The following is a 22,782-nucleotide window of genomic DNA, read 5'->3' on the forward strand; positions in this document are numbered from 1 at the left end:
TGAATAAACTAGCGGCCAACCAGTTGATTGGTCCCCGGGCACCGTCCCGGCCTGCCTATAGTGAGTCGCCATGCCCGCCGAACGATCCGATGCCCTCCGCACGAGCGGCTCGTCGAGTGCGAACGGGTCCACCCGGCGCGAGGAGCTACTCGCCGTCGCCACCAAGCTGTTCGCCGCCCGCGGTTATCACGGCACCAGGATGGACGACGTCGCCGACGCCGTCGGCCTCAACAAGGCGACGGTCTACCACTACTACGCGAGCAAGTCGCTGATCCTCTACGACGTCTACAAGAGCGCCGCCGACTTCACCGTCGGTGCCCTGCACGACGATCCGACGGCGTCCGCCCGGGAGACGATCTACCACTTCACCCGCCGGCTGCTGGTGGGCATCGCCAGCGACATCGAGCGCGCCGCCGTCTACTTCCAGGAGGGGCCCTACATCTCGGAGTGGTTCACCGAGGAGCAGGTCGCCTACATCCGGACCTCCGAGACCACGGTCTACGAGCACGTCCGCGACGTCATCGACCGCGGCATCGCCAGCGGCGAGTTCAACGACTGCGACTCCCACGTGCTTGCGCTCGGCTACATCGGCATGACGCTCGGCGCGTACCGGTGGCTGCGACCGCAGGGCCGGCGCAGTGCCCAGGAGATCGCCGTCGAGTTCAGCACGGCACTGCTGCGCGGCCTGATCAAGGACGAGACCGTCCGGCGCGAGTCGCCCCTGGGCATCGACGTCGCGACCACGGCGGGGTCGGAATGAGCGACCTGTTTCGGTTGGACGGCAAGGTCGCCGTCGTGACGGGCGGCGGCCGCGGCATCGGCGTGATGATCGCCCGCGGACTGCTGGAAGCCGGTGCGCGCGTGTACCTCTCGAGCCGCAAGGCCGCCGAACTCGAGGCCGCCGTCGCCGAGCTGTCCCCGCTGGGCCAGGTCGACGCCGTGTCCGCCGACCTCGGCACCGCCGACGGCGTCGCGACATTGACGTCCTACGTCGGCGAGCGCGAGGACGCGGTCCACGCCCTGTTCAACAACGCCGGCGCGGCGTGGGGCGCGACGTTCGAGGACTTCCCGGAGTCCGGCTTCGACAAGGTCTTCGACGTCAACGTGAAGGGCGTCTTCCTGCTCACCCGCGCGATGGTGCCGCTGCTCACCGCGGGCGCCACCGACGGCGACCCAGCGCGGGTCGTCAACACCGGCAGCATCGACGGCATCGTCGCCCCCGAGAAGGGCCGCGACAACTTCTCCTACAGCGCCAGCAAGGCCGCCGTCCACATGCTGACCCGGCACCTCGCCGGCGAGCTGGCACCGCGAATCCTGGTGAACGCCATCGCCCCCGGACTCTTCCAGTCCCGCATGACCAAGGAACTGCTGGCGGCGGGCTCGGATGCGGTGGGTTCGGCGCTGCCGCTGGGCCGCATCGGGGCACCCGACGACATGGCGGGCATCGCCGTCTTCCTGGCCAGCCGCGCCAGCGCGTACATCACCGGCACGGTCATCCCCGTCGACGGAGGAGTGAGCACCATCCGATGAAGTCGACCATCCTCTCCCGCCGCGACCTGGACTTCCTCCTGTACGAGTGGCTTGGGGTGGACGACCTCACCAAGCGCGACCGCTTCGCCGAGCACTCCCGGGAGACGTTCGACGGCGTCCTCGACCTGTGCGAGCAGCTCGCCACCCGGTACTTCGCGCCGCACAACAAGACCAGCGACGCCCACGAGCCGACGTTCGACGGCACGACCGTCACCGTGGTCCCCGAGGTGAAGGAGGCGATCGACGCCTTCGCCCAGGCCGACCTGCTCGGCATGACCGCCGACGAACGGCACGGCGGCGCACAGCTTCCCGTGTGCGTCGCGCAGGCCGGATTCGCCTGGATCGCTGCGGCCAACGTCTCGACCTCCGGCTACCTGATGCTCACCATCGCCAACGCGAACCTGGTCGCGCACTTCGGTACCGACGAGCAGGTCGACGAGTACGTGCGGCCCATGCTCTCGGGCCGGTTCCTCGGCACGATGGCGCTGTCGGAGACGCAGGCGGGATCCTCGCTGGCCGACATCACCACCCGCGCGGAGCCGCGCGACGACGGCACCTACCGGCTGTTCGGCTCGAAGATGTGGATCTCGGGCGCCGAACACGAGATGAGCGAGAACATCGTCAACCTCGTCCTGGCGAAGATCCCGGAAGGCCCCCCCGGCACCAAGGGCATCTCGCTGTTCCTGGTGCCGAAGTTCCTGGTCGGCCCGGACGGGTCCATCGGCGAGCGCAACGACGTCGCCATCGCCGGCCTGAACCACAAGATGGGCCAGCGCGGCATCACGAACACCGTGCTGAACTTCGGCGACGGAACCCACACGCCCGCAGGCGAACCCGGTGCCGTCGGCTACCTGGTGGGCGAGGCGCACCGCGGCCTGATGCACATGTTCCACATGATGAACGAGGCCCGGCTCGGCGTCGGCATGGGTGCCGTCGCGCTCGGCTACACCGGCTACCTGAAGTCCCTTCAGTACGCGCGCGAGCGGCCGCAGGGCAGGCTCGTCACCGCCAAGGATCCGTCGACGCCGCAGGTGCCGATCGTCGAGCACGCCGACGTCAAGCGAATGCTGTTGGCGCAGAAGGCCTACGTCGAGGGCGGAATGGCGCTGGCGCTGTACTGCGCGCGGCTGATCGATCTGCAGCACACGGCGGAGTCGGATGAGGAACGCGACGCGACGACCCTGCTGCTCGACATCCTGATCCCGGTCGCGAAGGCCTGGCCGTCGCAGTGGTGCCTGGCGGCCAACGACCTGGCCATCCAGGTCTACGGCGGGTACGGCTACACCCGCGAGTACGACGTCGAGCAGCACTACCGCGACAACCGGCTCAACCCCATCCACGAGGGCACCAACGGCATCCAGGGCCTGGATCTGCTGGGCCGCAAGGTGACCCAGCGCGGTGGTGCGAGCCTGGCCGAGTTGGGCCGGGCCGTCACGGCGACGTGCGACCGTGCCGACTCGGTGGGCGGCGACGTCGCCGAACTGGCGAGGGACCTCCGCGCGTCGTGGCAGCGAGTGGTCGACGTGACGGCGGCCATGTTCGCCGCCGGCGACGTCGATGCCGCGATGGCCAACAGCGCGATCTACCTCGAGGCGTTCGGGCACGTCGTCGTGGCGTGGATGTGGCTCGAGCAGGCCGTGGCCGCCGACGGGCACGCCGGTGACTTCTACGACGGCAAGCGGGCCGCGGCGCGGTTCTTCTTCCGCTACGAGCTGCCGCGGACCGCACCGCAGTTCGACCTGTTGGCCGGATTGGACCGGACCACGCTCGACATGCGCGACGGCTGGTTCTGACCCCAGGCCCCGCCCGACGCAGCATCTATGCGCGATCAGCATCAAAGGATGCTAAAAGTGGCTTGGACAGGTATTGCCTCGCCTGCCTACGTTGAGTGACGACGGACACAGCCAGCTGTGATGCCGTGCAGATCACACAACGAGGAGTGACTCCATGTCCAGCATCGCGCGCACCAGGCGCTCCCTCCGCGCAGGGGTCGTGGCCGCGGCCGCCACCGGCCTCGTCCTGACCGGTTGCGGCGGCGTCCAGACCAGCACCGGCGGCAGCTCCGGCGGCGACTACCCGTCCGGCACCGTCGAGATGTACGTCGGCGCATCCGCCGGCGGCTCGAGCGACCTGATCAGCCGCGCCGTGTCGAAGGGTCTGTCCGACGACCTCGGCGCATCGTTCCCAGTGATCAACCGCGAGGGCGCCAACGGTGCGCTCGCCGCCGCCGAGGTCGCCAACGCCGCCCCGGACGGCGCCAAGATCGCCATCCAGAACGCGTCGCTGTTCACCATCACGCCCCTCGCGGTCAGCCCCGACGAGGTCACCAAGATCGACGAGTTCGACGTCGTTCAGGGCATCTCCCGTGACGACTACGTCCTCGTGACCAGCCCCGCCAGCGGGTTCCGCACCCTCGCCGACGTCGAGAAGTCGCCCCGCGTCGTCCGCTACGGCACGACCGGCGTCGGGACCGGCGCGCAGCTGTCGGCCGCGCTGCTGTTCAAGACCAGCGGGGTCAGCTCGCAGGCGGTGCCCTTCGACGGCGGGGCGCCGGCCCTGGCCGCCGTGCTCGGCAACCAGGTCGACGTCGCCAGCATCCAGGTCGGCGAGGCCATCGAGAACATCCAGTCCGGAAAGCTGACTCCCCTGGCCGTGTTCGGGCCCGAGCGCATCGAGTACCTGCCCGAGGTGCCGACCGCCAAGGAGCAGGGCCTCGACGTCGAGGTCACCCAGTACCGCTTCATGACCGTGCCCAAGGGCACCCCGCAGAACGTCAAGGACGCCCTCGTCAAGGGACTGAAGGCGACCTTCGAGACCGAGTCCTACAAGGAGTTCAACAAGCAGAACAGCCTCACGCCGATGGAGGTGTCGGGGGACGAGGTCACGGCCTCTCTGCAGGAGGACCAGAAGCGCTACACCGATCTGGTCGCGCAGTACGACATCAACCTGCGCAACGAGGGCTGACCCGTGAGCGCGACGGATGCGGCCGAGGGGAGCGGACCCGCTCGCGCCGCGAACGAGACCGACGACCGGCCGGCCCAGGACCACCCGCACACCCGCGACATCCTCGCCGAACTCGAGGCCGAGGTGGCCGCGGAGATGGAGGAGGAGCGCCCACCCTCGGGTGGACCGGTCTACCAGATCGTCGGCGCGTGCGTGGGAGCCGCGATCGGCATCGGCGGCGCGGTCATGGCCTTCGGCTACGGGCTCGGCTCCCTGCGCGAGCCCGGACCCGGCCTGTGGCCCTTCGTCGTCAGCGTCCTGATCGCGGCACTGTCGATCGTGCTGCTGGTCGTCGGCCGCGGGCTCGGTGACAGCGAGGCGTTCACCCGCAGCAGCGTGCTGCCCGTCGTCGGCATCGTCACCTTCGTCGCGTTCGGCCTGATGCTGCCGCTGACCGGCTTCGAGATCCCGGCGCTGGCGCTGTGCGTCATCTGGCTGCGGTTCCTCGGCGGCGAGAGTTGGCGCAACACGGTGGTGATCAGCCTCATCACGGTGACGGCGTTCTACTTCCTGTTCCTCTACGGGTTGAGCATCCCTCTGCCCCACCTGATCTCGATCTGAAAAGACGCCGACCATGGACTTCAACGCCTTCGTCGACGGGTTCGCGCTCGTCGTCCAACCGACCAACCTGCTCTACTGTCTCGTCGGCGTGCTGATCGGCATGGTCATCGGCGTGCTGCCCGGCCTCGGGCCCGCGGCGACCATCGCGATCCTGCTGCCCATCACCTACACGATCGACCCCGTCTCGGCGATCATCATGCTGGCCGGCATCTACTACGGCGCCCAGTACGGCGGCACCATCACGTCGGTCCTGCTGCGACTGCCCGGCGAGGCGTCCTCGGTCGTCACGGTCTTCGACGGGTTCGCCCTCGCCAAGCAGGGCAAGGCCGGTACGGCGCTCGGCATCGCCGCCATCGGATCGTTCGTCGGCGCGACCATCTCGATCGTCGGCCTGACGCTGCTGGCCCCGGTGGTGGCGGAGGTCGCGCTGGACTTCGGCCCGCCGGAGTACGCGGCGCTGGCCCTGCTCGGCGTCCTGCTGGTCGCCACCATCGGCAGCGGCAACAAGCTCAAGGCGATGATCGCCGGTGCCGTGGGCCTGCTGCTCGCCACCGTGGGTCGCGACACCTTCAGCGGTGCAGAGCGATTCACGTTCGACAGCCTGCAGCTCGCCGACGGCATCGACTTCGTGGTCGTGGCCATGGGGCTGTTCGGCGTCGGTGAGATCCTCTACAACCTCGAGGCGCGCCACGGCAAGCCGCACGTGCCCGCGAAGGTCGGCAACGTCTGGCCGTCGCGCAAGGAGCTACGGCAGTCCTCCGGCGCCATCGGCCGCGGCTCGGTCATCGGCTTCGTCCTGGGCGTGCTGCCCGGCGGTGGCGCGGTGCTGTCGTCGATCGTCGCCTACGCGACGGAGAAGCGCCGCTCCAAGACGCCGGAACGGTTCGGCCGCGGCGCCATCGAGGGCGTCGCCGCACCCGAGACCGCGAACAACGCGGCGGCCACGTCGTCGTTCATCCCGCTGCTGACCATCGGCCTGCCGGCGAACGCCACGATGGCCATGCTGTTCGGGGCGCTGCTGATCCTCGGCGTGTCACCCGGACCGCAGCTCGTCACCGAGCATCCGGACGTCTTCTGGGGCGTCATCAACTCGATGTACATCGGCAACATCCTGCTGCTGATCCTGTCGATTCCGCTGGTGGGCCTGTTCGTTCGCATCCTGCGCGTGCGTCCGGCGATCCTGGCGCCGATCACGGCGCTCATCACGATCCTCGGCGTCTACACGATCAACAACTCGATCTTCGACATCTTCCTCATGGTGGGCTTCGGCATCATCGGCTACCTCATGAAGAAGGCCGGCTTCGATCCCGGACCGATGGTGCTGGCCTTCGTGCTCGGCTCCATCATCGAATCGAGCACGCGCCGTTCGCTGTTGATCTTCGGCGGCGATCCGACGGGCTTCGTCACCCGGCCCATCTCGGGCACCATCCTGGCCGTGTTCCTGGTGCTGGCACTGCTGCCGGTGATCCGGCACGTCGTCTCGACCCGCCGGACGAAGCGCGAATCCGTGGGTACGCCTGAGAAAATCGGCGTCTGACCGGTCAGTGCCCGGTGTCGAGGCGCCTGCGCGTGTTGCCCAGGTGCACGCGCATCGCGGCCCGTGCGGTGTCCGGATCGCCGGCGAGCACGGCGGCGGCGACGTCGTCGTGCTCGCGACGCAGGCGCTCGGCCTGGGCGACGTCGGCCTGGGAGTGCTGGTCGCCGAGCCGGGTGCGCGCCAGCATGATCACCATCGGGCCCAGCGAGTCGAGCAGTTCGAGGTAGAACCGGTTGCCGCTGGCGGCCGCCACGGCACGGTGGAACAGGAAGTCCGCCTCGACCGCGTCCTCGGGGGCCGCCGCGGTGAAGGCGTCCAGTGCCGAGCGGATGGCCGCACGCTGTCGGTCGTCGACCCGGCCGGCCGCCAAGGCCGCTGCCTCGCATTCGATCCCGATGCGGAAGTCGACCATGTCGAGGACGTCGTCGTGCGTCCGGATCGCCGCCGACTCGACGGTGAACGACGTCGGCTCCGGCACGGCGAGTACGAACGAGCCGCGGCCCTGGAAGGTCTCGACGAGGCCCTCGGCCCGCAGTCTCGTCACCGCCTCGCGGATGACGGTGCGGGAGACCCCGAACTCGTCGATCAGCTCGGCTTCCGAGGGCAGCTTGTGGCCGGGCGGCAGGTCACCGGCGAAGATCTTGTCCTTCAGCCCGGTGACGACCTTCTGGGCGAGCGTCGTCGTCACGGTCGGGCGACTCTACCGCGCTCGCGGGTGGGGCTCGGTCACGGCTTGCCGAAGGACGCCGTCTCCACCGTCCGCGCCCGCATCTGGTCGCTCAGCGTGAAGCCGAGCCCGGGGCGCTCCGCGAGCCACATGCGGCCGTCGTGAATGTCGATGCGCTCGTTGAAGAGTGGGTTCAGCCATTCGAAGTGCTCCACCCACGGCTCGGTCGGGTACGTGGCGGCCAGGTGCAGGTGGATCTCCATCGCGTAGTGCGGCGCCAGCGCCAGCCCGGCGTGGGCGGCGAGGGTCGCGAAGCGCAGGAACGGGGTGATGCCGCCGATGCGCGGGGCGTCCGGCTGCACGATGCCGCGGTAGCCCGCGTCGATCAGGGCCATGTGCTCGGGCACCGAGGTCAGCATCTCGCCGGTGGCGATCGGGGTGTCGAAGACGTGGCTGAGGTCGGCGTGGCCGACGGCATCCCACGCGTCGAGCGGCTCCTCGATCCAGATCAGGTCGAACTTCTCGAGTTCGCGGCACATGCGGCGGGCGCGGGCGCGGTCCCACTGCTGGTTCGCGTCGACCATCAGCGGGGTCTCGCCGAGGTGCTCGCGCATGGCGGTCACGCGCTCGAGATCCTTCTTCCAGTCCGGCTGGCCGACCTTGATCTTGATGCCGCCGATGCCGGAGTCCAGGGAGGCGCTCGCCTTCTCCTTCATCTCCTCGACGGAGGCCTGCAGGAACCCGCCGGAGGTGTTGTACACTCGGCACGAATCTCGTTGCGCGCCGATCAGTTTGGCGAGCGGAAGGTCGGCGCGGCGCGCCTTGAGGTCCCAGAGCGCGACGTCGAGGGCGGCGATGGCCTGCGAGGCGACCCCGGACCGTCCCACCGACGCTCCGGCCCACAGCAGCGACTGGTAGATCCGGTCGATGTCGGACGGATCCTGGCCGATCGCCACCTCGGCGATCTCGGCGAGGTGCGCGTACTGCGCCTTGCCGCCGGCCCGCTTCGAGTAGCTGAAGCCCATGCCGGTCAGGCCCTGCTCGGTGAGCACCTCGACGAACAGCAGCACGGTCTCCGTCAGCGGCTTCTGGCGGCCGGTGAGGACCTTCGCGTCGCTGACGGGGTTGTCGAGCGGCAGCACGACGTGCGACAGGGTGAGGTGGCGGATGCGGTCGGACATCAAGGACTCCTATGATAAGTGTTCAACTCATCATACAAGTTGCGAGACGTATGACAACCCCCTGTCGCCCACGGTGTTCACCGGTGGCGGGGCCCTTAGAACTCGATGATCTGGCGCACGGCGTTGCCGTCGGCGAGCTGATCCATCCCCTCGTTGATCTGATCGAGGGTGATGGTCGACGACACCAGTTGCTCCACGGGCAGCCGGCCCGACCGCCACATGTCGACGAACTTGGGGATGTCGCGGGCGGGGACCGCCGAACCCAGATAGCTGCCGATCAGCGTCCGCCCCTCGGCCACCAAGGCCAAGGGCGACAGGGTGATTCGCGCGTCGGGGTGCGGCAGGCCGACGGTGATGGTGCGACCGCCCGGCGCCGTGATCGCGAGGGCGGTCTCCAGCGCCGCCGGATGGCCGACGGCCTCGATCACCACCTCGGCCCTCAGGTCGCCGATGTCGTCGGGCGTCACCGCGGCGTGGGCACCGAGTTCGCGGGTCCGGTTCAACTTCTCGGGCAGCCGGTCGACGGCCACGACGCGGACGTCGTCGTGCGCGAGTGCGGTCAGGATGGCCGCCATGCCGACACCGCCTGCGCCGACGACGGCCACCGTCTGCCCCGGCTGGGGATGGCCCGCGTTGAGCACCGCGCCGCCACCGGTGAGCACCGCGCATCCCAGCAGGGACGCGACGACGGGCGGCACGTCGTCGTCGACGGGCACCACCGAGCGGCGGTCGACCACCGCGTGCGTCGCGAACGCGGAGACGCCCAGGTGGTGCAGCACCCGATCGCCGTCGCGGGTCAACCGGACGTCGCCCGACAGCAGCGTGCCCGCGCCGTTGGCCGCACTGCCCGGCACGCACGGTGCCAGCCCGTCGGTGGCGCAGCCCGCGCACTCGCCGCAGCGCGGGAGGAACGTCATGACCACCCGTCGTCCCACCGGCAGATCGGTGACCGCGGCGCCGACGGCCTCGACCACGCCCGCGGCCTCGTGCCCCAGCAGCATCGGGATCGGGCGCACCCGGTTGCCGTCGACCACCGACAGGTCGGAGTGACACAGGCCGGACGCCTCGATGCGCACCAGGATCTCGGTGTCACCCGGCGGGGCGAGGTCCAGGTCGGACACCACCAGCGGGCGGGACTCGGCGTACCGACGCGGCGATCCGATGTTCTCGAGGACGGCTCCACGAATCTTCATGACACCAGCCTGCCCTGCCCGGTCGCGCCGGGACAGCGCGAGTGGCCACTTACGGCGCGCTCGAGTGCCCAATACGCGTCGTAACTGGCCACTCGCGGCCTGAGAGACTGGCGGCATGGCCGTCGAGGAGCGCACGCTGACCAGTCGAGACTTCCCCGTGCACTGGCCGGTGCTGACGCGGTGGACCGACAACGACATGTTCGGCCACCTCAACAACGCGGTCTACTACGAGCTGTTCGACACCGCGATCAACGCCTGGATCAACACGACCGCCGACGTCGACCCCGTGACCGCGCCGTGGCTGGGCGTCGTCGCCGAGTCCGGCTGCCGCTACTTCGCCGAACTCGCCTTCCCGGACCCGCTCGTCGTTGGCCTGGCCGTCACGCGGCTGGGCACCAGCAGCGTCACGTACCGGCTGTCGGTCTTCGCGCCGGACGTCGACGCGGCACCCGTTGCGGCGGTGGGGCACTGGGTGCACGTGTACGTCGACCGGACCACCCGGCGGCCCGTGCCGATCCCCGACGCGATCCGGGCGCTGCTGGCGACGGCGGTCGTGGAGTAGTCAGCGGCCGTCGAGCCACTCCGCGATCGCGGCGACACCGTCGCGGAAGAAGATCCGGTAGGGCCGGTCGGCCACGTAGCCGACGTGCGGCGTGGCCGTGACGTTCGGCAGCGTGCGCAGCGGGTGGCCGGGGGGCAGCGGTTCGGTGTCGAAGACGTCGAGGCCGGCACCCGCGATCGACCCCGACCGGAGCGCGTCGATCAGGGCGGCCTCGTCGACGATCGGCCCACGCGACGTATTGATCAGCAGCGCAGTCGGTTTCATCGCATCGAGTTCCGGCGCGCCGATCAGCCCCCGGGACCGCTCGCTCAGCTTGAGGTGCACGGTCAGCACGTCTGCCGTCGCGAAGAACTCGTCGCGGGGCAGGTACCGGACACCGGCGTCGGCCGCCGCGTCCGGCGTGAGGTTCTGGCTCCACGCGACCACGTCCATACCGAAGGCCGCCCCGATGCGGGCCATCCGCGATCCGATCCGGCCGAGCCCGAGGACGCCGAGCACGCGGCGGTCGAGTTCGCGGCCCACCGTGGTCTGCCAGCCGCCGTCGGCGACGGACCGGCTCTCGGCGACGAGGTTCCGTGCGGCCGCGAGGATCAGCGCCCAGGTCAGTTCCACCGTCGACGCGACGCTGCCACCCGTCCCGCTGACGTGGATGCCCAACTCCTCGGTCGCCGCCATGTCGATCGACGCGTTGGCCGGGCCCGTCGACGCGATCATCCGCAACCGGGGCAGGCGTTCGAGGACGTTGCGCGGCAACGGGGTTCGCTCGCGCATCACGAACACCACGTCGAACGGCGCCAGCCGGTCCACCAGCTCGTCGGGATCGGCCACGTGGTCGTCGAACACGGTCACGTCGGCGCGCGCGGTGACCGCCGACCAGTCCGCCGAGGTCAGTGCGACGTTCTGGTAGTCGTCGAGAACGGCCACCCGGACCCGCGGGCTCATCGGCCTTCCTGAGTGCTCACCAGGCGACGATATGCTCGCCCGATGCCCATCGTGAGCAAGACCGTCGAGGTGTCAGCGTCGGCCCAGGCGATCCTGGGGATCGTGGCGGACTTCGAGGCCTACCCCCAGTGGAACGAGGAGATCAAGGGCTGCTGGATCCTCGCGCGCTACGACGACGGCCGGCCGAGCCAGCTCCGGCTCGACACGTCCGTGCAGGGGATGGAGGGCATGTACATCCAGGCCGTCTACTACCCGGGGCCCAACCAGATCCAGACGGTCATGCAGCAGGGCGACCTGTTCTCCAAGCAGGAGCAGGTGTTCTCGGTCGTCGAGATGGGGCCCACCACGCTGCTCACCGTCGACCTCGACGTCGAGACGACGATGCCGGTGCCCGCGATGATGCTGAAGAAGGTCGTCAACGACGCGCTCGACCACCTCGCCGACAACCTCAAGGCGCGCGCCGAGCAACTCGGCGCGGTCTGACGTCCTCGCCGAGTGTGACCTCGTGTCCCCCTAAACGCGCTCGCGGCGTGGCGGTAACCAACGTTCGGCGAGAAGGGGTCAGCGCCAGAGGCCGAGTTCGTCCAGTCGCGCGGTGAGGCGCCGGGCTCCGTCGGCGTACTGATCCGCGGTCAGGTGCGCGACGGCGGTCTCGTCGCGACTGCGCAACGCCGCGACCAGTGCCCGGTTCTTGAGTATCGCCTGCGCACCCCACTCGGCGTCGTCGGCGTACATCGTGGACGGCAGGTACCGGCTCGCGTGCAACAGGAACCACGCCAGCTTCATCCGTCCGGCGGATCTGTTCAACGTGCGGAAGAAGGCGAACTCCGCCTCGATCACCAGGTCGGCGTCGCGCGTTTCGACGCCGGTGGAGAGGAGGTCGACGAGGCCGTCGAGTTCGTCGAGTTCGGCGTCGGTGATGCGCCGGGTCGCCGTGCGGACGAGCCGGTCGGCGATCACGGACTGCAACCAGAAGACGTCTTCGACGTCGGCGCGGGTGAAGGGTGCGACGACGTGCCCGCGATGCGGCTCGAGGTGCACCATCCCCTCACCGCGCAGCGTGCGCAGCGCCTCGCGCACCGGGGTGTTGCTCACGCCGAGTTCGGTCGCGGTCTCGTCGAGCCGGATGAAGGTACCGGGCCGCAGCGCGCCGGTCAGGATGCCGATCCGGAGGTGCGCCGCCACCTCGTCGGACAGCTGTTCGCGACGGCGCGTCCTGGCGGCTGTCTTCACGTCGATCCATCTCTGCCGAGCGAACTGGCGGGGGCTTGTACCCGGGCCGCCGAGACCATAGTGTGACCCGGGCAACACGATGTTTGATCAAATATCACCGGCGCGCAAGCCGTAGGACGAAGACGAGGGGGTTCGGCAGGTGACCTCCCCGCACGTCGACCCCGCCGCCGGCCCGACCGAGCAGCCGTACCTGGCCCGCCGGAACAACTGGACGAACCAGCTGGCCCGGCACGCGCTGATGCAGCCCGACGCCGTGGCGCTGCGCTTCCTCGGCCGGACCACCACCTGGGACGAGCTGAACCGGCGGGTCGTCGCACTCGCGGGCGCACTGGGCCGCCGCGGCGTGGCCGTCGGCGACCGGGTGCTGATCCTGATGCTGAACCGCACCGAGTTCATCGAGTCGATACTCGCGACCAACCTGCTCGGCGCGATCGCCGTGCCGGTCAACTTCCGCATGACGCCGCCGGAGATCGCCTTCCTGGTGAGCGACTGCGAGGCCCGCGTCGCGATCACCGAGCCCGTGCTGGTCGGCGTGGCCACCGCCGTCCGGGACCTCGACGCCTCGCTGGCCACCGTCGTCGTGGCGGGCGGACCGGGCGACGACGGGCTGCTCGGCTACGAGGACCTCGTCGGCGAGGACGGACCGGCGCCGGATCCGGTGGACGTCCCCAACGACTCGGCCGCGCTGATCATGTACACGTCGGGCACGACCGGCAGACCCAAGGGCGCCGTCCTCACCCACACCAACATCGCGCTGCAGGGCATGTCGAGCATGTTCACGATCGGCGTCGACCTGAACCGCGACGTCGGCTTCATCGGCGTCCCGCTGTTCCACATCGCCGGCATCGGCAACATGATCGTCGGCCTCGCCCTCGGCAGGCCGACCGTGCTCTATCCGCTCGGCGCCTTCGACCCGGGTGAACTCCTCGACGTGCTCGCCGCGGAGAAGGTGACCGCCATCTTCCTCGTGCCCGCGCAGTGGCAGGCGGTGTGCGCGGCGCAGCGGGCGAACCCACGCGAGGTCCACCTACGTGCGCTGTCCTGGGGTGCCGCGCCGGCGTCGGATACTCTGCTGCGCGACATGGCCAGCACCTTCCCCGGTTCCCAGATCCTCGCGGCGTTCGGCCAGACCGAGATGTCCCCGGTGACGTGCATGCTGCTCGGCGACGACGCCATCCGGAAGCTCGGTTCGGTGGGCAAGGTCATCCCCACGGTCGCGGCGCGCGTGGTCGACGAGGACATGAACGACGTCGCCGTCGGCGAGGTCGGCGAGATCGTCTATCGCGCCCCGACGCTGATGGCGGGCTACTGGAACAACCCCGACGCCACGGCCGAGGCGTTCCGCGGCGGCTGGTTCCACTCCGGTGACCTCGTCCGCCAGGACGAGGAGGGCTACGTCTGGGTGGTCGACCGCAAGAAGGACATGATCATCTCCGGCGGCGAGAACATCTACTGCGCCGAGGTCGAGAACGTCCTCGCCGGCCACCCGTCGATCGCGGAGGTCGCCGTGATCGGCCGCGCCCACGACAAGTGGGGTGAGGTTCCGGTGGCGGTCGTCGCCCTCGGAGCCGCCGCACCGGCATCGCTCGAACTGGCAGATCTCGACGACTTCCTCACCGAACGCCTCGCCCGGTACAAGCATCCGAAGGCCCTCGAGGTCGTCGAGGCACTGCCTCGCAACCCCGCGGGCAAGGTCTTGAAGACGGAACTGAGGCAGCGCTTCGGCGCGACTCCCTCGATTGACGCCCGCGAAAGTTCCACCGCCTCAACGCATTCTGGCACCACCGGAGAGGCCTGACCTGTGATGATCAGTTTGCCAGCGGCCGCGCGGCCAATACTGCCGATGCGGTGCAGCGGCCACTGGGCATCGGGTACTCTCCTGTGGTCCGTCTTACTACCAACCAGTAGGGAGATGGCCATCACACACGCGGGGTATCGGCGAGGAGGGCGAGTGCGACGGGTTCCAATGGTCCGCCGCAGCGGCTACGGGAGCGCAGCCCTTCACGGGCTGAAGGCCCACGCGTGACCGCTCAGCAGCCGGGTCTCGCCAACTACGTGCGAGACCAGATCAAGCCCGGCCTCACGGCGGTCGGTGGCTTCGTCAAGATGTGCGTCCTCACGGCCAAGGCCCTGTTCCGCGGCCCGTTCCAGTGGCGGGAGTTCATCCTCCAGGGCTGGTTCCTGATGCGGGTGGCATTCCTGCCCACGATCGCGGTCGCCATCCCGCTGACCGTCCTCATCATCTTTACCCTCAACATCCTGCTCGCCGAGTTCGGTGCTGCCGACATCTCGGGTGCCGGTGCAGCTCTCGGTGCGGTTACCCAGCTCGGTCCGCTGGTAACCGTGCTCGTGGTCGCCGGCGCCGGGTCGACGGCGATCTGCGCCGACATCGGGGCCCGCACCATCCGCGAGGAGATCGACGCCCTCGAGGTGCTCGGCATCGACCCGATCCAGCGCCTCGTCGTCCCCCGCGTCCTCGCCTCCACGTTCGTCGCACTGCTCCTCAACGGCGCAGTGATCACGATCGGTCTCGTCGGCGGCTTCGTCTTCGGCGTCTACATCCAGAACATCTCGGCAGGCGCCTACGTCTCGACGCTGACCCTGGTCACCGGCCTGCCCGAGGTCCTCATCTCCGTGATCAAGGCCCTGACCTTCGGCCTCATCGCCGGACTGGTCGGCTGCTACCGCGGCCTGACCGTCTCCGGCGGCGCCAAGGGCGTCGGCACCGCGGTCAACGAGACGCTGGTCCTCTGCGTGATCGCGCTGTTCGCGGTCAACGTCGTGATGACCACCATCGGCGTCAAATTCGGAACGGGGAGCTGACGTGTCCACAGCATCAGTCGTCCGCCAGCGCTTCCCCCGGGCCGTCGCCCGCGGCGAGCGGCTCGCGGCTGCGCCGGCCCGTGGTCTCGACAGCGTCGGGCACGTCGCCTGGTTCGTCGTCACCGCCGTCGGATCGATGGGCCACGCCGTGCGGTTCTACCGCAAGGAGGTGCTGCGCCTCATCGCCGAGATCGGCATGGGCACCGGCGCCATGGCCGTCATCGGCGGCACCGTCGCGATCGTCGGCTTCGTCACCCTGTCGGGCGGCTCGCTGATCGCCATCCAGGGCTTCTCGTCCCTGGGCAACATCGGCGTCGAGGCCTTCACCGGCTTCTTCGCCGCACTGGTCAACGTCCGCATCGCCGCGCCCGTGGTCTCCGGCGTGGCGCTCGCCGCCACCGTCGGCGCCGGTGCGACCGCCGAGCTGGGCGCCATGCGCATCAGCGAGGAGATCGACGCGCTCGAGGTCATGGGCATCAAGTCCATCAGCTACCTCGTGTCGACCAGGCTGCTGGCCGGCTTCGTGGTCATCATCCCGCTCTACGCGATGGCGATCATCATGTCGTTCCTGTCCGCGCAGGTCGTCACGACCTTCTTCTACGGCCAGTCGACCGGCACCTACGAGCACTACTTCCGGACGTTCCTGCGGCCCGACGACGTGGCCTGGTCCTTCGTCCAGGCGGTGCTCATCGCGGTGATCGTCATGATCAACCACTGCTACTACGGGTTCTACGCCAACGGCGGCCCCGTCGGCGTCGGCGAGGCCGTCGGCCGCGCGATGCGGGCCTCACTGATCTCGATCGTGCTCGTCGTCCTGTTCGCATCGTTGGCGCTCTACGGCACCAACGCCAACTTCAACCTGACGGTGTAGCGCGATGACGAGACCTGATCAGACGGCGCTGCCGATCAACAAGCCCAGGACCCCGCCCTACAAGATCGCCGGCCTGGTCCTGCTGCTGGTCGCCGCCATCGTGTGCGGACTGGTGTGGGTCCAGTTCCGCGGCGGATTCGCCAACCCCGAGCGGCTCACGATGATCGCGGCGCGCTCGGGCCTGTCGATGGATCCGGGCTCGAAGGTCACCTACAACGGCGTCGAGATCGGCCGGGTCACCGAGGTCGAGGCCGTCGACGTCGGCGGCACGCCCAGCGCCAAGGTCCTCTTGGACGTCAACAAGCAGTTCGTGAACCTGATCCCCCGCAACGTGGACGCGGAGATCAAGGCCAGCACCGTGTTCGGCAACAAGTACATCGCGTTCTCGACGCCGAAGAACCCCAGCCCCGAGCGCATGAGCAGCTCGACCCCGATCCAGGCCTCGGCGGTGACCACCGAGTTCAACACGCTCTTCGAGACCATCGTCTCGATCACCCAGCAGGTCGACCCGATCAAGCTGAACCAGACGCTGACCGCGACGGCCCAGGCGCTCGACGGGCTCGGCGAGCGGTTCGGCAAGTCGATCGAGGACGGCAACCAGATCCTCGCCGACGTCAATCCGCAGCTGCCGCAGCTCCAGCGCGACTTCCAGCTGCTGACCGGCTTCAACGACGTGTACGCCGAAGCGGCGTCCCCCCTGTTCGACGGGCTCGAGAACTTCGTCGTCACGGCCCGCACCCTCAACGAGCAGCAGGACGACGTCGACCAGGCGCTGATGGGTGCCGTCGGCTTCGGCAACACCGGCGGCGAGGTCTTCGAGAAGGGCGGGCCCTACCTGACCCGCGCCGTCAAGGACCTACTGCCGACGACGGCACTCCTCGACGAGTACAGCCCCGCGCTGTTCTGCACGATCCGCAACTTCCACGACGTCGAGCCGAAGGCACGTGCGGCGTTCGGTGGCGGCAACGGCTACTCGCTGAACACCCGCACCTCGATCATCGGCGCGGCCAACCCGTACGTCTTCCCCGACAACCTGCCGCGCGTGAACGCGAGCGGTGGTCCCGAGGGTCGGCCCGGCTGCTGGCAGCCCATCACGCGTGACCTGTGGCCCGCGCCGTACCTGGTGATGGACACCGGTGCCAGCATCGCCCCGTACAACCACTTCGAACTGGGTCAGCCCATCGCCATCGAGTACGTCTGGGGACGCCAGATCGGGGAGAACACGATCAACCCATGAAAATCACCGGTACGGCAATCAAACTCGGCGCGCTGTCATTGGTGCTGCTCATGTTCACCGCCCTCATCATCGTGGTGTTCGGCCAGATGCGTTTCGACCGCACCTCCGGATACACGGCGGTCTTCCAGAACGCCAGCGGTCTGCGGTCCGGCCAGTTCGTCCGCGCCTCGGGCGTCGAGGTCGGGAAGGTCTCCGACGTCCGACTGCTCCCCGGCGGCAACCGTGTCGAGGTCGACTTCGACGTCGACCGGACGCTGCCCCTCTTCCAGGGCACCACTGCTTCCATCCGCTACCTCAACCTGATCGGTGACCGGTACCTGGAGTTGAAGCGCGGTGACGACGAGACGCGTCTGCCCGCCGGCGGCACCATCCCGATAGAGCGGACCGAGCCCGCTCTGGACCTCGACGCGCTCCTCGGCGGCTTCCGCCCCCTGTTCCGCTCCCTGGAGCCGGACAAGGTCAACAACATCACCCAGGCGATCGTCACGATCTTCCAGGGCCAGGGCGGCACCATCAACGACATCCTGAACCAGACCGCCCAGTTGACGTCAGCGCTCGCCGACCGCGACCAGGCCATCGGCGAGGTCGTGAAGAACCTGAACACCGTCCTCGACACCACGGTCAAGCACCAGGTGCAGCTCGACGAAACCATCCAGAACTTCGAGAAGTTGGTCACCGGATTGAAGAACCGCGCCGACCCGATCGCCGAGGGAGTGGCCGACATCAGCGACGCCGCGGGGACCATCTCCGATCTCCTGGCGGACAACCGTCCCCTGCTGCGGGACACGACCAACTACCTCGACGTGCTCCAGCAGCCGCTCGTCGACCAGAATCAGGAACTCAACGACCTGCTGGTCAAGTTCCCGCAGGCCGTCCGGATCCTCGGTCGCGCCGGTGGCATTTACGGCGACTTCTTCAACTTCTACGCCTGTGACATCTCGCTGATCCTCAACGGTCTGCAGCCGGGCGGGCCGGTACGAACCGTCAAGCTCACCAATCAGCCGTCGGGTAGGTGCACGCCGAAATGAGAACCCTCGAGGGCGACAACAGAGTCGGCAACGGGCTGAAGGGCATCCTCATCCTGGTGCTCGTCATCGGCGTGGGGCAGAGCTTCGCCAACGTGCCGATGATCTGGGCACAGCCGGTGTTCTACGCGCAGTTCGCCGACACCGCGGGCATCAACCCCGGTGACAAGGTCCGCATCGCCGGCGTCGACGTCGGCGAGATCAAGACCACCGGCATCGACGGCGACAAGGTCGAGTTGAGCTACACGCTCAACGGCACCAGGATCGGCACCGAAAGCCGTGCCGCGATCCGCACCGACACCATCCTGGGTCGCAAGAACCTGGAGATCGAGCCCCGCGGATCGACGGCGCTCAAGCCGAACGCGACGCTGCCGATCGACCAGACGACGACGCCGTACCAGATCTACGACGCGTTCTCCGACTTGGCCAAGGCGGGATCCGGGGTCGACACCAAGACCTTGAAGGAATCGCTCAACGTCCTGACGGAGACGATCGACCAGACGTACCCGAACCTCAGCGCAGCACTCGACGGTGTCGCGCGGTTCTCGGACACGATCGGCAAGCGCGACGAGGACATCCAGAAGCTGCTGGCCAACGCCAACAAGATCGCCGGCGTACTCGGCAACCGCGGCGGCCAGATCAACGAACTACTGGTCAACTCGCGGACCCTGCTCGCGGCGATCAACGAGCGCGCCTCGGCGGTCAACGCCCTGCTGGAGCGGGTTGCCGGTTTCTCACAGCAGGTGGCGGGCTTCACCAAGGACAACCCGAACCTCAACCGCGTGCTGGAGCAGCTCCGCACCATCAGCGACACCCTCGTCGCGCGGAAGTTCGACCTCATGGACGTCCTGAGCAACGTCAGCAAGGTGGCGACGGCGCTCGGCGAGGCCTTGGCGTCGGGCCCCTACTTCAAGGTCATCCTGATCAACATCCTCCCGTACCAGATCATCCAGCCGTGGGTGGACGCCGCGTTCAAGAAGCGCGGGATCAACCCCGAGGAGTTCTGGCGCAACGCGGGCCTGCCCGAGTTCCGGTACCCGGACCCCAACGGCCAGCGCTTCGACAACGGTGCGCCGCCGCCGGCGCCGACGCCGCTCGAGGGCACGCCCGAGAACCCCGGCCCGGCCGTCATCGCCGGCTCGCCGTGCTCGTACGCACCGGCCGCAGGCAACTTCCCGACGCCGGCCAACCCGCTGCCCTGCACCCAGGCACCGAACGGTCCGTTCGGCCCGAACCCGTACGGCGCCAACAACTATGGTCCGCCCAACGTCCTCGGACTGCCGCCGAACCCGGATGCGCCCCCGCCGGCACCCGGCGTCCCCAGCGCCGCGTTCCCCGGCGAGTACTCGCCGCCGGTCCAGGGCATCCCGCCCGCGCCGTTCGATCCCGGTCAGCCCGGGGCGCGCACGGTACCGGTCACGCCGGGCCCGTCGGACCCGTACATCGCACCGGGGTCGCTGCAGGGTGACGGCACGTCGCCGCTGCCTCCGGCGCTCACGGGGCCGCCGCCTCCGCCGGGACCGGGACAGCAGCTCCCACCCGTCGGCACACCACCACTTCCGGGCAACCCGCCGTTCCTGCCGCCCGGCTCACAGGTAACGGGATAGGAGGCCTCTGACATGTCGACGATCTTCAACGTCAGGAACATGAAGCTGCCCGCCCTGTCCAGGGCGACGGTCATCATCGGCACCATCGTCGTGGTCGTGGCGATCGTGCTGGCCTTCCTCGGCTGGGGTCTCTACAAGCGGCTGACCACGAACACCGTGGTGGCCTACTTCCCGCAGGCGCTGGCCCTGTACCCGGGCGACCGAGTTCAGATCATGGGTGTCCGCGTCGGGCAGATCGATTCGATCGAGCCGGAAGGTAGCCGGACGAAGGTCACCTTCCACTACGAGAGCAAGTACAAGGTCCCCAAGGATGCCAACGCCTCGATCCTGAACCCGAGCCTCGTCGCGTCGCGCACCGTCCAGCTGTCCCCGCCCTACACCGGCGGCCCGGTCATGGAGAACGACGCGGTCATTCCGCTCGAGCGCACCCAGGTGCCGGTCGAGTACGACGACCTGCGCAACGCCGTCGAGCGCATCCTCACCGACCTCGGCCCCACGCCGGAGCAGCCCAAGGGGCCGTTCGGCGACGTCATCGAGTCGTTCGCGGACGGTCTCCAGGGCAAGGGCCAGCAGATCAACACGACGCTGAACAACCTCTCCGAGGCGCTGTCGACCCTGAACCAGGGCCGCGGTGACCTGTTCGCCGTCATCAAGAGCCTGGCGCTGTTCGTCAACGCCCTCTACAAGAGCGACCAGCAGTTCGTCTCCCTGAACGACAACCTCGCCCAGTTCACCGGTGCGTTCACGAACACCGACCGCGAAGTGGCCGACGCCGTCCGGGACCTCAACGTCCTGTTCACCAACACCCGCCAGTTCTTCGACGAGAACGGTGGAGTGCTGGCCAAGGACGTCGACAACCTCGCCGAGGCGACGAACGCGATCCTGCAGCCCGAGCCGTTCAAGGGCCTCGAGACCGGCCTGCACGTGTTCCCCAATCTCGCGGCCAACGCGCTGAACATCGCGCCGCCCGTCCCCGGTGGCGTCACAGCCATCCCGGTGATCGGCAACTTCGCCAACCCGATGGAGTTCATCTGCAGCTCGATCCAGGCCGGCAGCCGACTCGGCTACCAGGAGTCCGCCGAGCTCTGCGCGCAGTACCTCGCGCCGATCCTCGACGCGATCAAGTTCAACTTCCTGCCGTTCGGGCTGAACCAGTTCAGCTCCGCACTCACGCTGCCGAAGCAGATCGCGTACTCCGATCCGCGACTGCAGCCGCCGGCGGGATACAAGGACACGACGGTGCCCGGCATCTTCTCCCGGGACACTCTGTTCTCCCACGGCAACCACGAACCCGGATGGGTGGTGGCGCCGGGCATGCAGGGCGTCGAGGTGCAGCCGTTCACGGCCAACATGCTCACGCCGGACTCGCTGGCGACGCTGATGGGTGGCGCGGACTCCGCGATACCTCCTGCGCCGCCCGCGTTCGGAACGACGCGCGACGGCAACCTGCCCGGTCCGCCCAACGCGTTCGACCAGAACAACCCGCTGCCCCCGCCGTGGTACCCGCAGCCGGGTCCGCCGCCGGGCCCCGCACCGGGCGTCGTCGCCGGTGACCCGCTGTCGGCAATGGCACCGACGGCCGCTCCGGCGCCCGTCGCGGCGCCGGCGCCGGCAGGACCTCCGTTGCCGGCAGAGGCAGGACCCTGATGAAGGTGACCAAGTCGTTGAAGGTTCCCAACGTGCGCCGGTTGGCCAAGCGCGCCGGAGTGCTGTCGGCCGCCGCCGTCGTCCTGACGTCGTGCGGTTGGCAGGGCATCGCCAACGTGCCGCTTCCGGGCGGCCCGGGCGGGTCCAAGGGCATGACGATCTACGTGCAGATGCCGGATACCTTGGCGCTGAACGTGAACAGCCGGGTGCGGGTGGCCGACGTGTTCGTCGGCAGCGTGCGGTCCATCGAGTTGAAGAACTGGGTTGCGACCCTGACGCTCGACGTCGAACCGGGCGTCGAACTGCCGGAGAACGCGACGGCAGCGATCGGCCAGACCAGCCTCCTGGGCAGCCAGCACATCCAGCTTGACTCGCCCCGGGATCCCCAGGGCGAACTCAAGAGCGGCGACACGATCCCGCTCGATCGGTCGTCGGCCTTCCCGACCACTGAGCGGACGCTGGCCAGCATCGGCACCATCCTCACCGGTGGTGGCATCCCGAACCTCGAGGTCATCCAGACCGAGCTGAACAACCTGCTGACGGGCCGCGGCGACCAGATCCGCGAGTTCCTCGGCCGGTTGGACACGTTCACCGCCCAGCTCAACGAGCAGCGCGAGGACATCACCCGGGCGATCGACTCGACCAACCGGCTGCTGTCGGTCGTCGCGCAGCGCAACGACACCCTCGACCGGGTGCTCACCGAGTTCCCGCCGCTGATCAAGCACTTCGCGGACACCCGCGACCTGTTCGGCGACGCCGTGGTGTCGCTGGGCCGGATCAGCAGGGCGGCCGACGACGCGCTGGCACCGATCAGCGGTGACCTGAACACCAACCTGCAGAGCCTGCAGCGTCCGCTGAAGCAGCTGGGCAAGGCGTCGCCGTACCTGATCGGCGCGCTGAAGTTCATGCTGACCGCGCCGTTCCCGATCGAATCGGCGGACAAGGCGGTGCGCGGCGACTACATCAACGTCTCGCTGAACGTCGACCTGACCCTGTCGTCGGTCGACAACGGACTGCTGTCGGGTACGGGCTTCTCGGGCGCACTGCGCGCACTCGAGCAGTCGTGGGGCCGCGACCCGGCGACGATGGTCCCGGACGTTCGATTCACGCCCAATCCGCACTCGGTGCCGGGTGGACCACTCGTCGAAAGGGGTGAGTGAGCG

Annotated in this window: 21 protein-coding genes; 16 read left to right on the forward strand and 5 right to left on the reverse strand. The window is 68.7% G+C overall.

Annotation, left to right across the window (positions count from 1 at the left end):
- Window positions 1–70: 70 nt before the first annotated feature.
- The 6 genes from G6N64_RS07045 to G6N64_RS07070 all read left to right on the forward strand — a co-directional run bounded on the left by G6N64_RS07045 (window position 71) and on the right by G6N64_RS07070 (window position 6,631).
- Window positions 71–760 (forward strand): TetR/AcrR family transcriptional regulator, encoded by a 690-nt coding sequence (locus tag G6N64_RS07045; RefSeq protein WP_163796225.1) that lies wholly within the window; start codon window positions 71–73, stop codon window positions 758–760.
- Window positions 757–1,530 carry an SDR family oxidoreductase gene (locus G6N64_RS07050; protein WP_163796226.1) on the forward strand — a complete coding sequence of 258 codons (774 nt, stop codon included), beginning with the start codon at window positions 757–759 and terminating at the stop codon, window positions 1,528–1,530. The genes G6N64_RS07045 and G6N64_RS07050 overlap by 4 nt, the downstream gene beginning before the upstream one ends.
- On the forward strand, window positions 1,527–3,323 hold the full coding sequence (locus tag G6N64_RS07055) for an acyl-CoA dehydrogenase (RefSeq protein ID WP_163796227.1): 1,797 nt from the start codon (window positions 1,527–1,529) through the stop codon (window positions 3,321–3,323). Before G6N64_RS07050 ends, G6N64_RS07055 begins: the two co-directional genes overlap by 4 nt.
- Before the next feature lie 154 nt (window positions 3,324–3,477).
- Window positions 3,478–4,494, forward strand: coding sequence for a tripartite tricarboxylate transporter substrate binding protein (locus G6N64_RS07060; protein WP_163796228.1), 1,017 nt, complete (start codon window positions 3,478–3,480; stop codon window positions 4,492–4,494).
- 3 nt (window positions 4,495–4,497) lie between these two features.
- The gene (locus G6N64_RS07065) at window positions 4,498–5,094 is read left to right on the forward strand and encodes a tripartite tricarboxylate transporter TctB family protein (RefSeq protein ID WP_246230995.1); all 597 of its coding nucleotides are present in this window, start codon (window positions 4,498–4,500) and stop codon (window positions 5,092–5,094) included.
- Window positions 5,095–5,107: 13 nt separating this feature from the next.
- Entirely contained in the window at window positions 5,108–6,631 is a 1,524-nt protein-coding gene (locus tag G6N64_RS07070) for a tripartite tricarboxylate transporter permease (RefSeq protein ID WP_163796229.1), read from the forward strand.
- A 4-nt stretch (window positions 6,632–6,635) separates the two neighbouring features.
- On the opposite strand, the gene G6N64_RS07075 is transcribed toward G6N64_RS07070, so the two are convergent.
- The 3 genes from G6N64_RS07075 to G6N64_RS07085 form a co-directional block, all read right to left on the reverse strand.
- Window positions 6,636–7,319, reverse strand: a complete 684-nt coding sequence (locus G6N64_RS07075) for a FadR/GntR family transcriptional regulator (protein ID WP_163796230.1) — start codon at window positions 7,317–7,319, stop codon at window positions 6,636–6,638.
- Between the two features lie 38 nt (window positions 7,320–7,357).
- Window positions 7,358–8,479, reverse strand: coding sequence for an L-talarate/galactarate dehydratase (locus G6N64_RS07080; RefSeq protein ID WP_163796231.1), 1,122 nt, complete (start codon window positions 8,477–8,479; stop codon window positions 7,358–7,360).
- Between the two features lie 95 nt (window positions 8,480–8,574).
- Window positions 8,575–9,672, reverse strand: a complete 1,098-nt coding sequence (locus tag G6N64_RS07085; RefSeq protein WP_163796232.1) for an alcohol dehydrogenase catalytic domain-containing protein — start codon at window positions 9,670–9,672, stop codon at window positions 8,575–8,577.
- A 115-nt stretch (window positions 9,673–9,787) separates the two neighbouring features.
- Here G6N64_RS07085 and G6N64_RS07090 point away from each other — a divergent pair, with 115 nt between their 5' ends.
- Window positions 9,788–10,234 (forward strand): acyl-CoA thioesterase, encoded by a 447-nt coding sequence (locus tag G6N64_RS07090; protein ID WP_163796233.1) that lies wholly within the window; start codon window positions 9,788–9,790, stop codon window positions 10,232–10,234.
- Here G6N64_RS07090 and G6N64_RS07095 read toward each other — a convergent pair whose 3' ends face one another.
- Window positions 10,235–11,176 (reverse strand): D-2-hydroxyacid dehydrogenase family protein, encoded by a 942-nt coding sequence (locus tag G6N64_RS07095; protein WP_163796234.1) that lies wholly within the window; start codon window positions 11,174–11,176, stop codon window positions 10,235–10,237.
- 42 nt (window positions 11,177–11,218) lie between these two features.
- Here G6N64_RS07095 and G6N64_RS07100 point away from each other — a divergent pair, with 42 nt between their 5' ends.
- The gene (locus G6N64_RS07100; protein ID WP_163796235.1) at window positions 11,219–11,659 is read left to right on the forward strand and encodes an SRPBCC family protein; all 441 of its coding nucleotides are present in this window, start codon (window positions 11,219–11,221) and stop codon (window positions 11,657–11,659) included.
- Window positions 11,660–11,737: 78 nt separating this feature from the next.
- On the opposite strand, the gene G6N64_RS07105 is transcribed toward G6N64_RS07100, so the two are convergent.
- Window positions 11,738–12,415 carry a GntR family transcriptional regulator gene (locus tag G6N64_RS07105; RefSeq protein ID WP_197748371.1) on the reverse strand — a complete coding sequence of 226 codons (678 nt, stop codon included), beginning with the start codon at window positions 12,413–12,415 and terminating at the stop codon, window positions 11,738–11,740.
- 133 nt (window positions 12,416–12,548) lie between these two features.
- On the opposite strand from G6N64_RS07105, the gene fadD5 reads away from it, so the two are divergent.
- From fadD5 to G6N64_RS07145, 8 genes are all read left to right on the forward strand, one after another.
- Window positions 12,549–14,207: a fatty-acid--CoA ligase FadD5 gene (gene fadD5 / locus G6N64_RS07110; protein ID WP_163796237.1), complete on the forward strand. Its 1,659-nt coding sequence runs from the start codon at window positions 12,549–12,551 to the stop codon at window positions 14,205–14,207.
- Between the two features lie 224 nt (window positions 14,208–14,431).
- Complete coding sequence (locus G6N64_RS07115; protein ID WP_163796238.1) at window positions 14,432–15,232, forward strand: MlaE family ABC transporter permease; 801 nt, start codon at window positions 14,432–14,434, stop codon at window positions 15,230–15,232.
- 1 nt (window position 15,233) lies between these two features.
- Window positions 15,234–16,103 (forward strand): MlaE family ABC transporter permease, encoded by an 870-nt coding sequence (locus G6N64_RS07120; protein ID WP_163796239.1) that lies wholly within the window; start codon window positions 15,234–15,236, stop codon window positions 16,101–16,103.
- A gap of 4 nt (window positions 16,104–16,107) precedes the next feature.
- A complete protein-coding gene (locus G6N64_RS07125) occupies window positions 16,108–17,340 on the forward strand; it encodes an MCE family protein (RefSeq protein ID WP_163796240.1) in 1,233 nt (410 codons plus the stop codon).
- The gene (locus G6N64_RS07130) at window positions 17,337–18,368 is read left to right on the forward strand and encodes a virulence factor Mce family protein (RefSeq protein ID WP_163796241.1); all 1,032 of its coding nucleotides are present in this window, start codon (window positions 17,337–17,339) and stop codon (window positions 18,366–18,368) included. Before G6N64_RS07125 ends, G6N64_RS07130 begins: the two co-directional genes overlap by 4 nt.
- The gene (locus G6N64_RS07135) at window positions 18,365–19,972 is read left to right on the forward strand and encodes an MCE family protein (protein WP_163796242.1); all 1,608 of its coding nucleotides are present in this window, start codon (window positions 18,365–18,367) and stop codon (window positions 19,970–19,972) included. The genes G6N64_RS07130 and G6N64_RS07135 overlap by 4 nt, the downstream gene beginning before the upstream one ends.
- A gap of 12 nt (window positions 19,973–19,984) precedes the next feature.
- Complete coding sequence (locus G6N64_RS07140; RefSeq protein ID WP_163796243.1) at window positions 19,985–21,619, forward strand: virulence factor Mce family protein; 1,635 nt, start codon at window positions 19,985–19,987, stop codon at window positions 21,617–21,619.
- On the forward strand, window positions 21,619–22,779 hold the full coding sequence (locus tag G6N64_RS07145) for a virulence factor Mce family protein (protein ID WP_163796244.1): 1,161 nt from the start codon (window positions 21,619–21,621) through the stop codon (window positions 22,777–22,779). The genes G6N64_RS07140 and G6N64_RS07145 overlap by 1 nt, the downstream gene beginning before the upstream one ends.
- Window positions 22,780–22,782: the final 3 nt, after the last annotated feature.

The sequence above is a fragment of the Mycolicibacterium sediminis genome (assembly GCF_010731735.1).
GTDB classification, from domain to species: domain Bacteria; phylum Actinomycetota; class Actinomycetes; order Mycobacteriales; family Mycobacteriaceae; genus Mycobacterium; species Mycobacterium sediminis.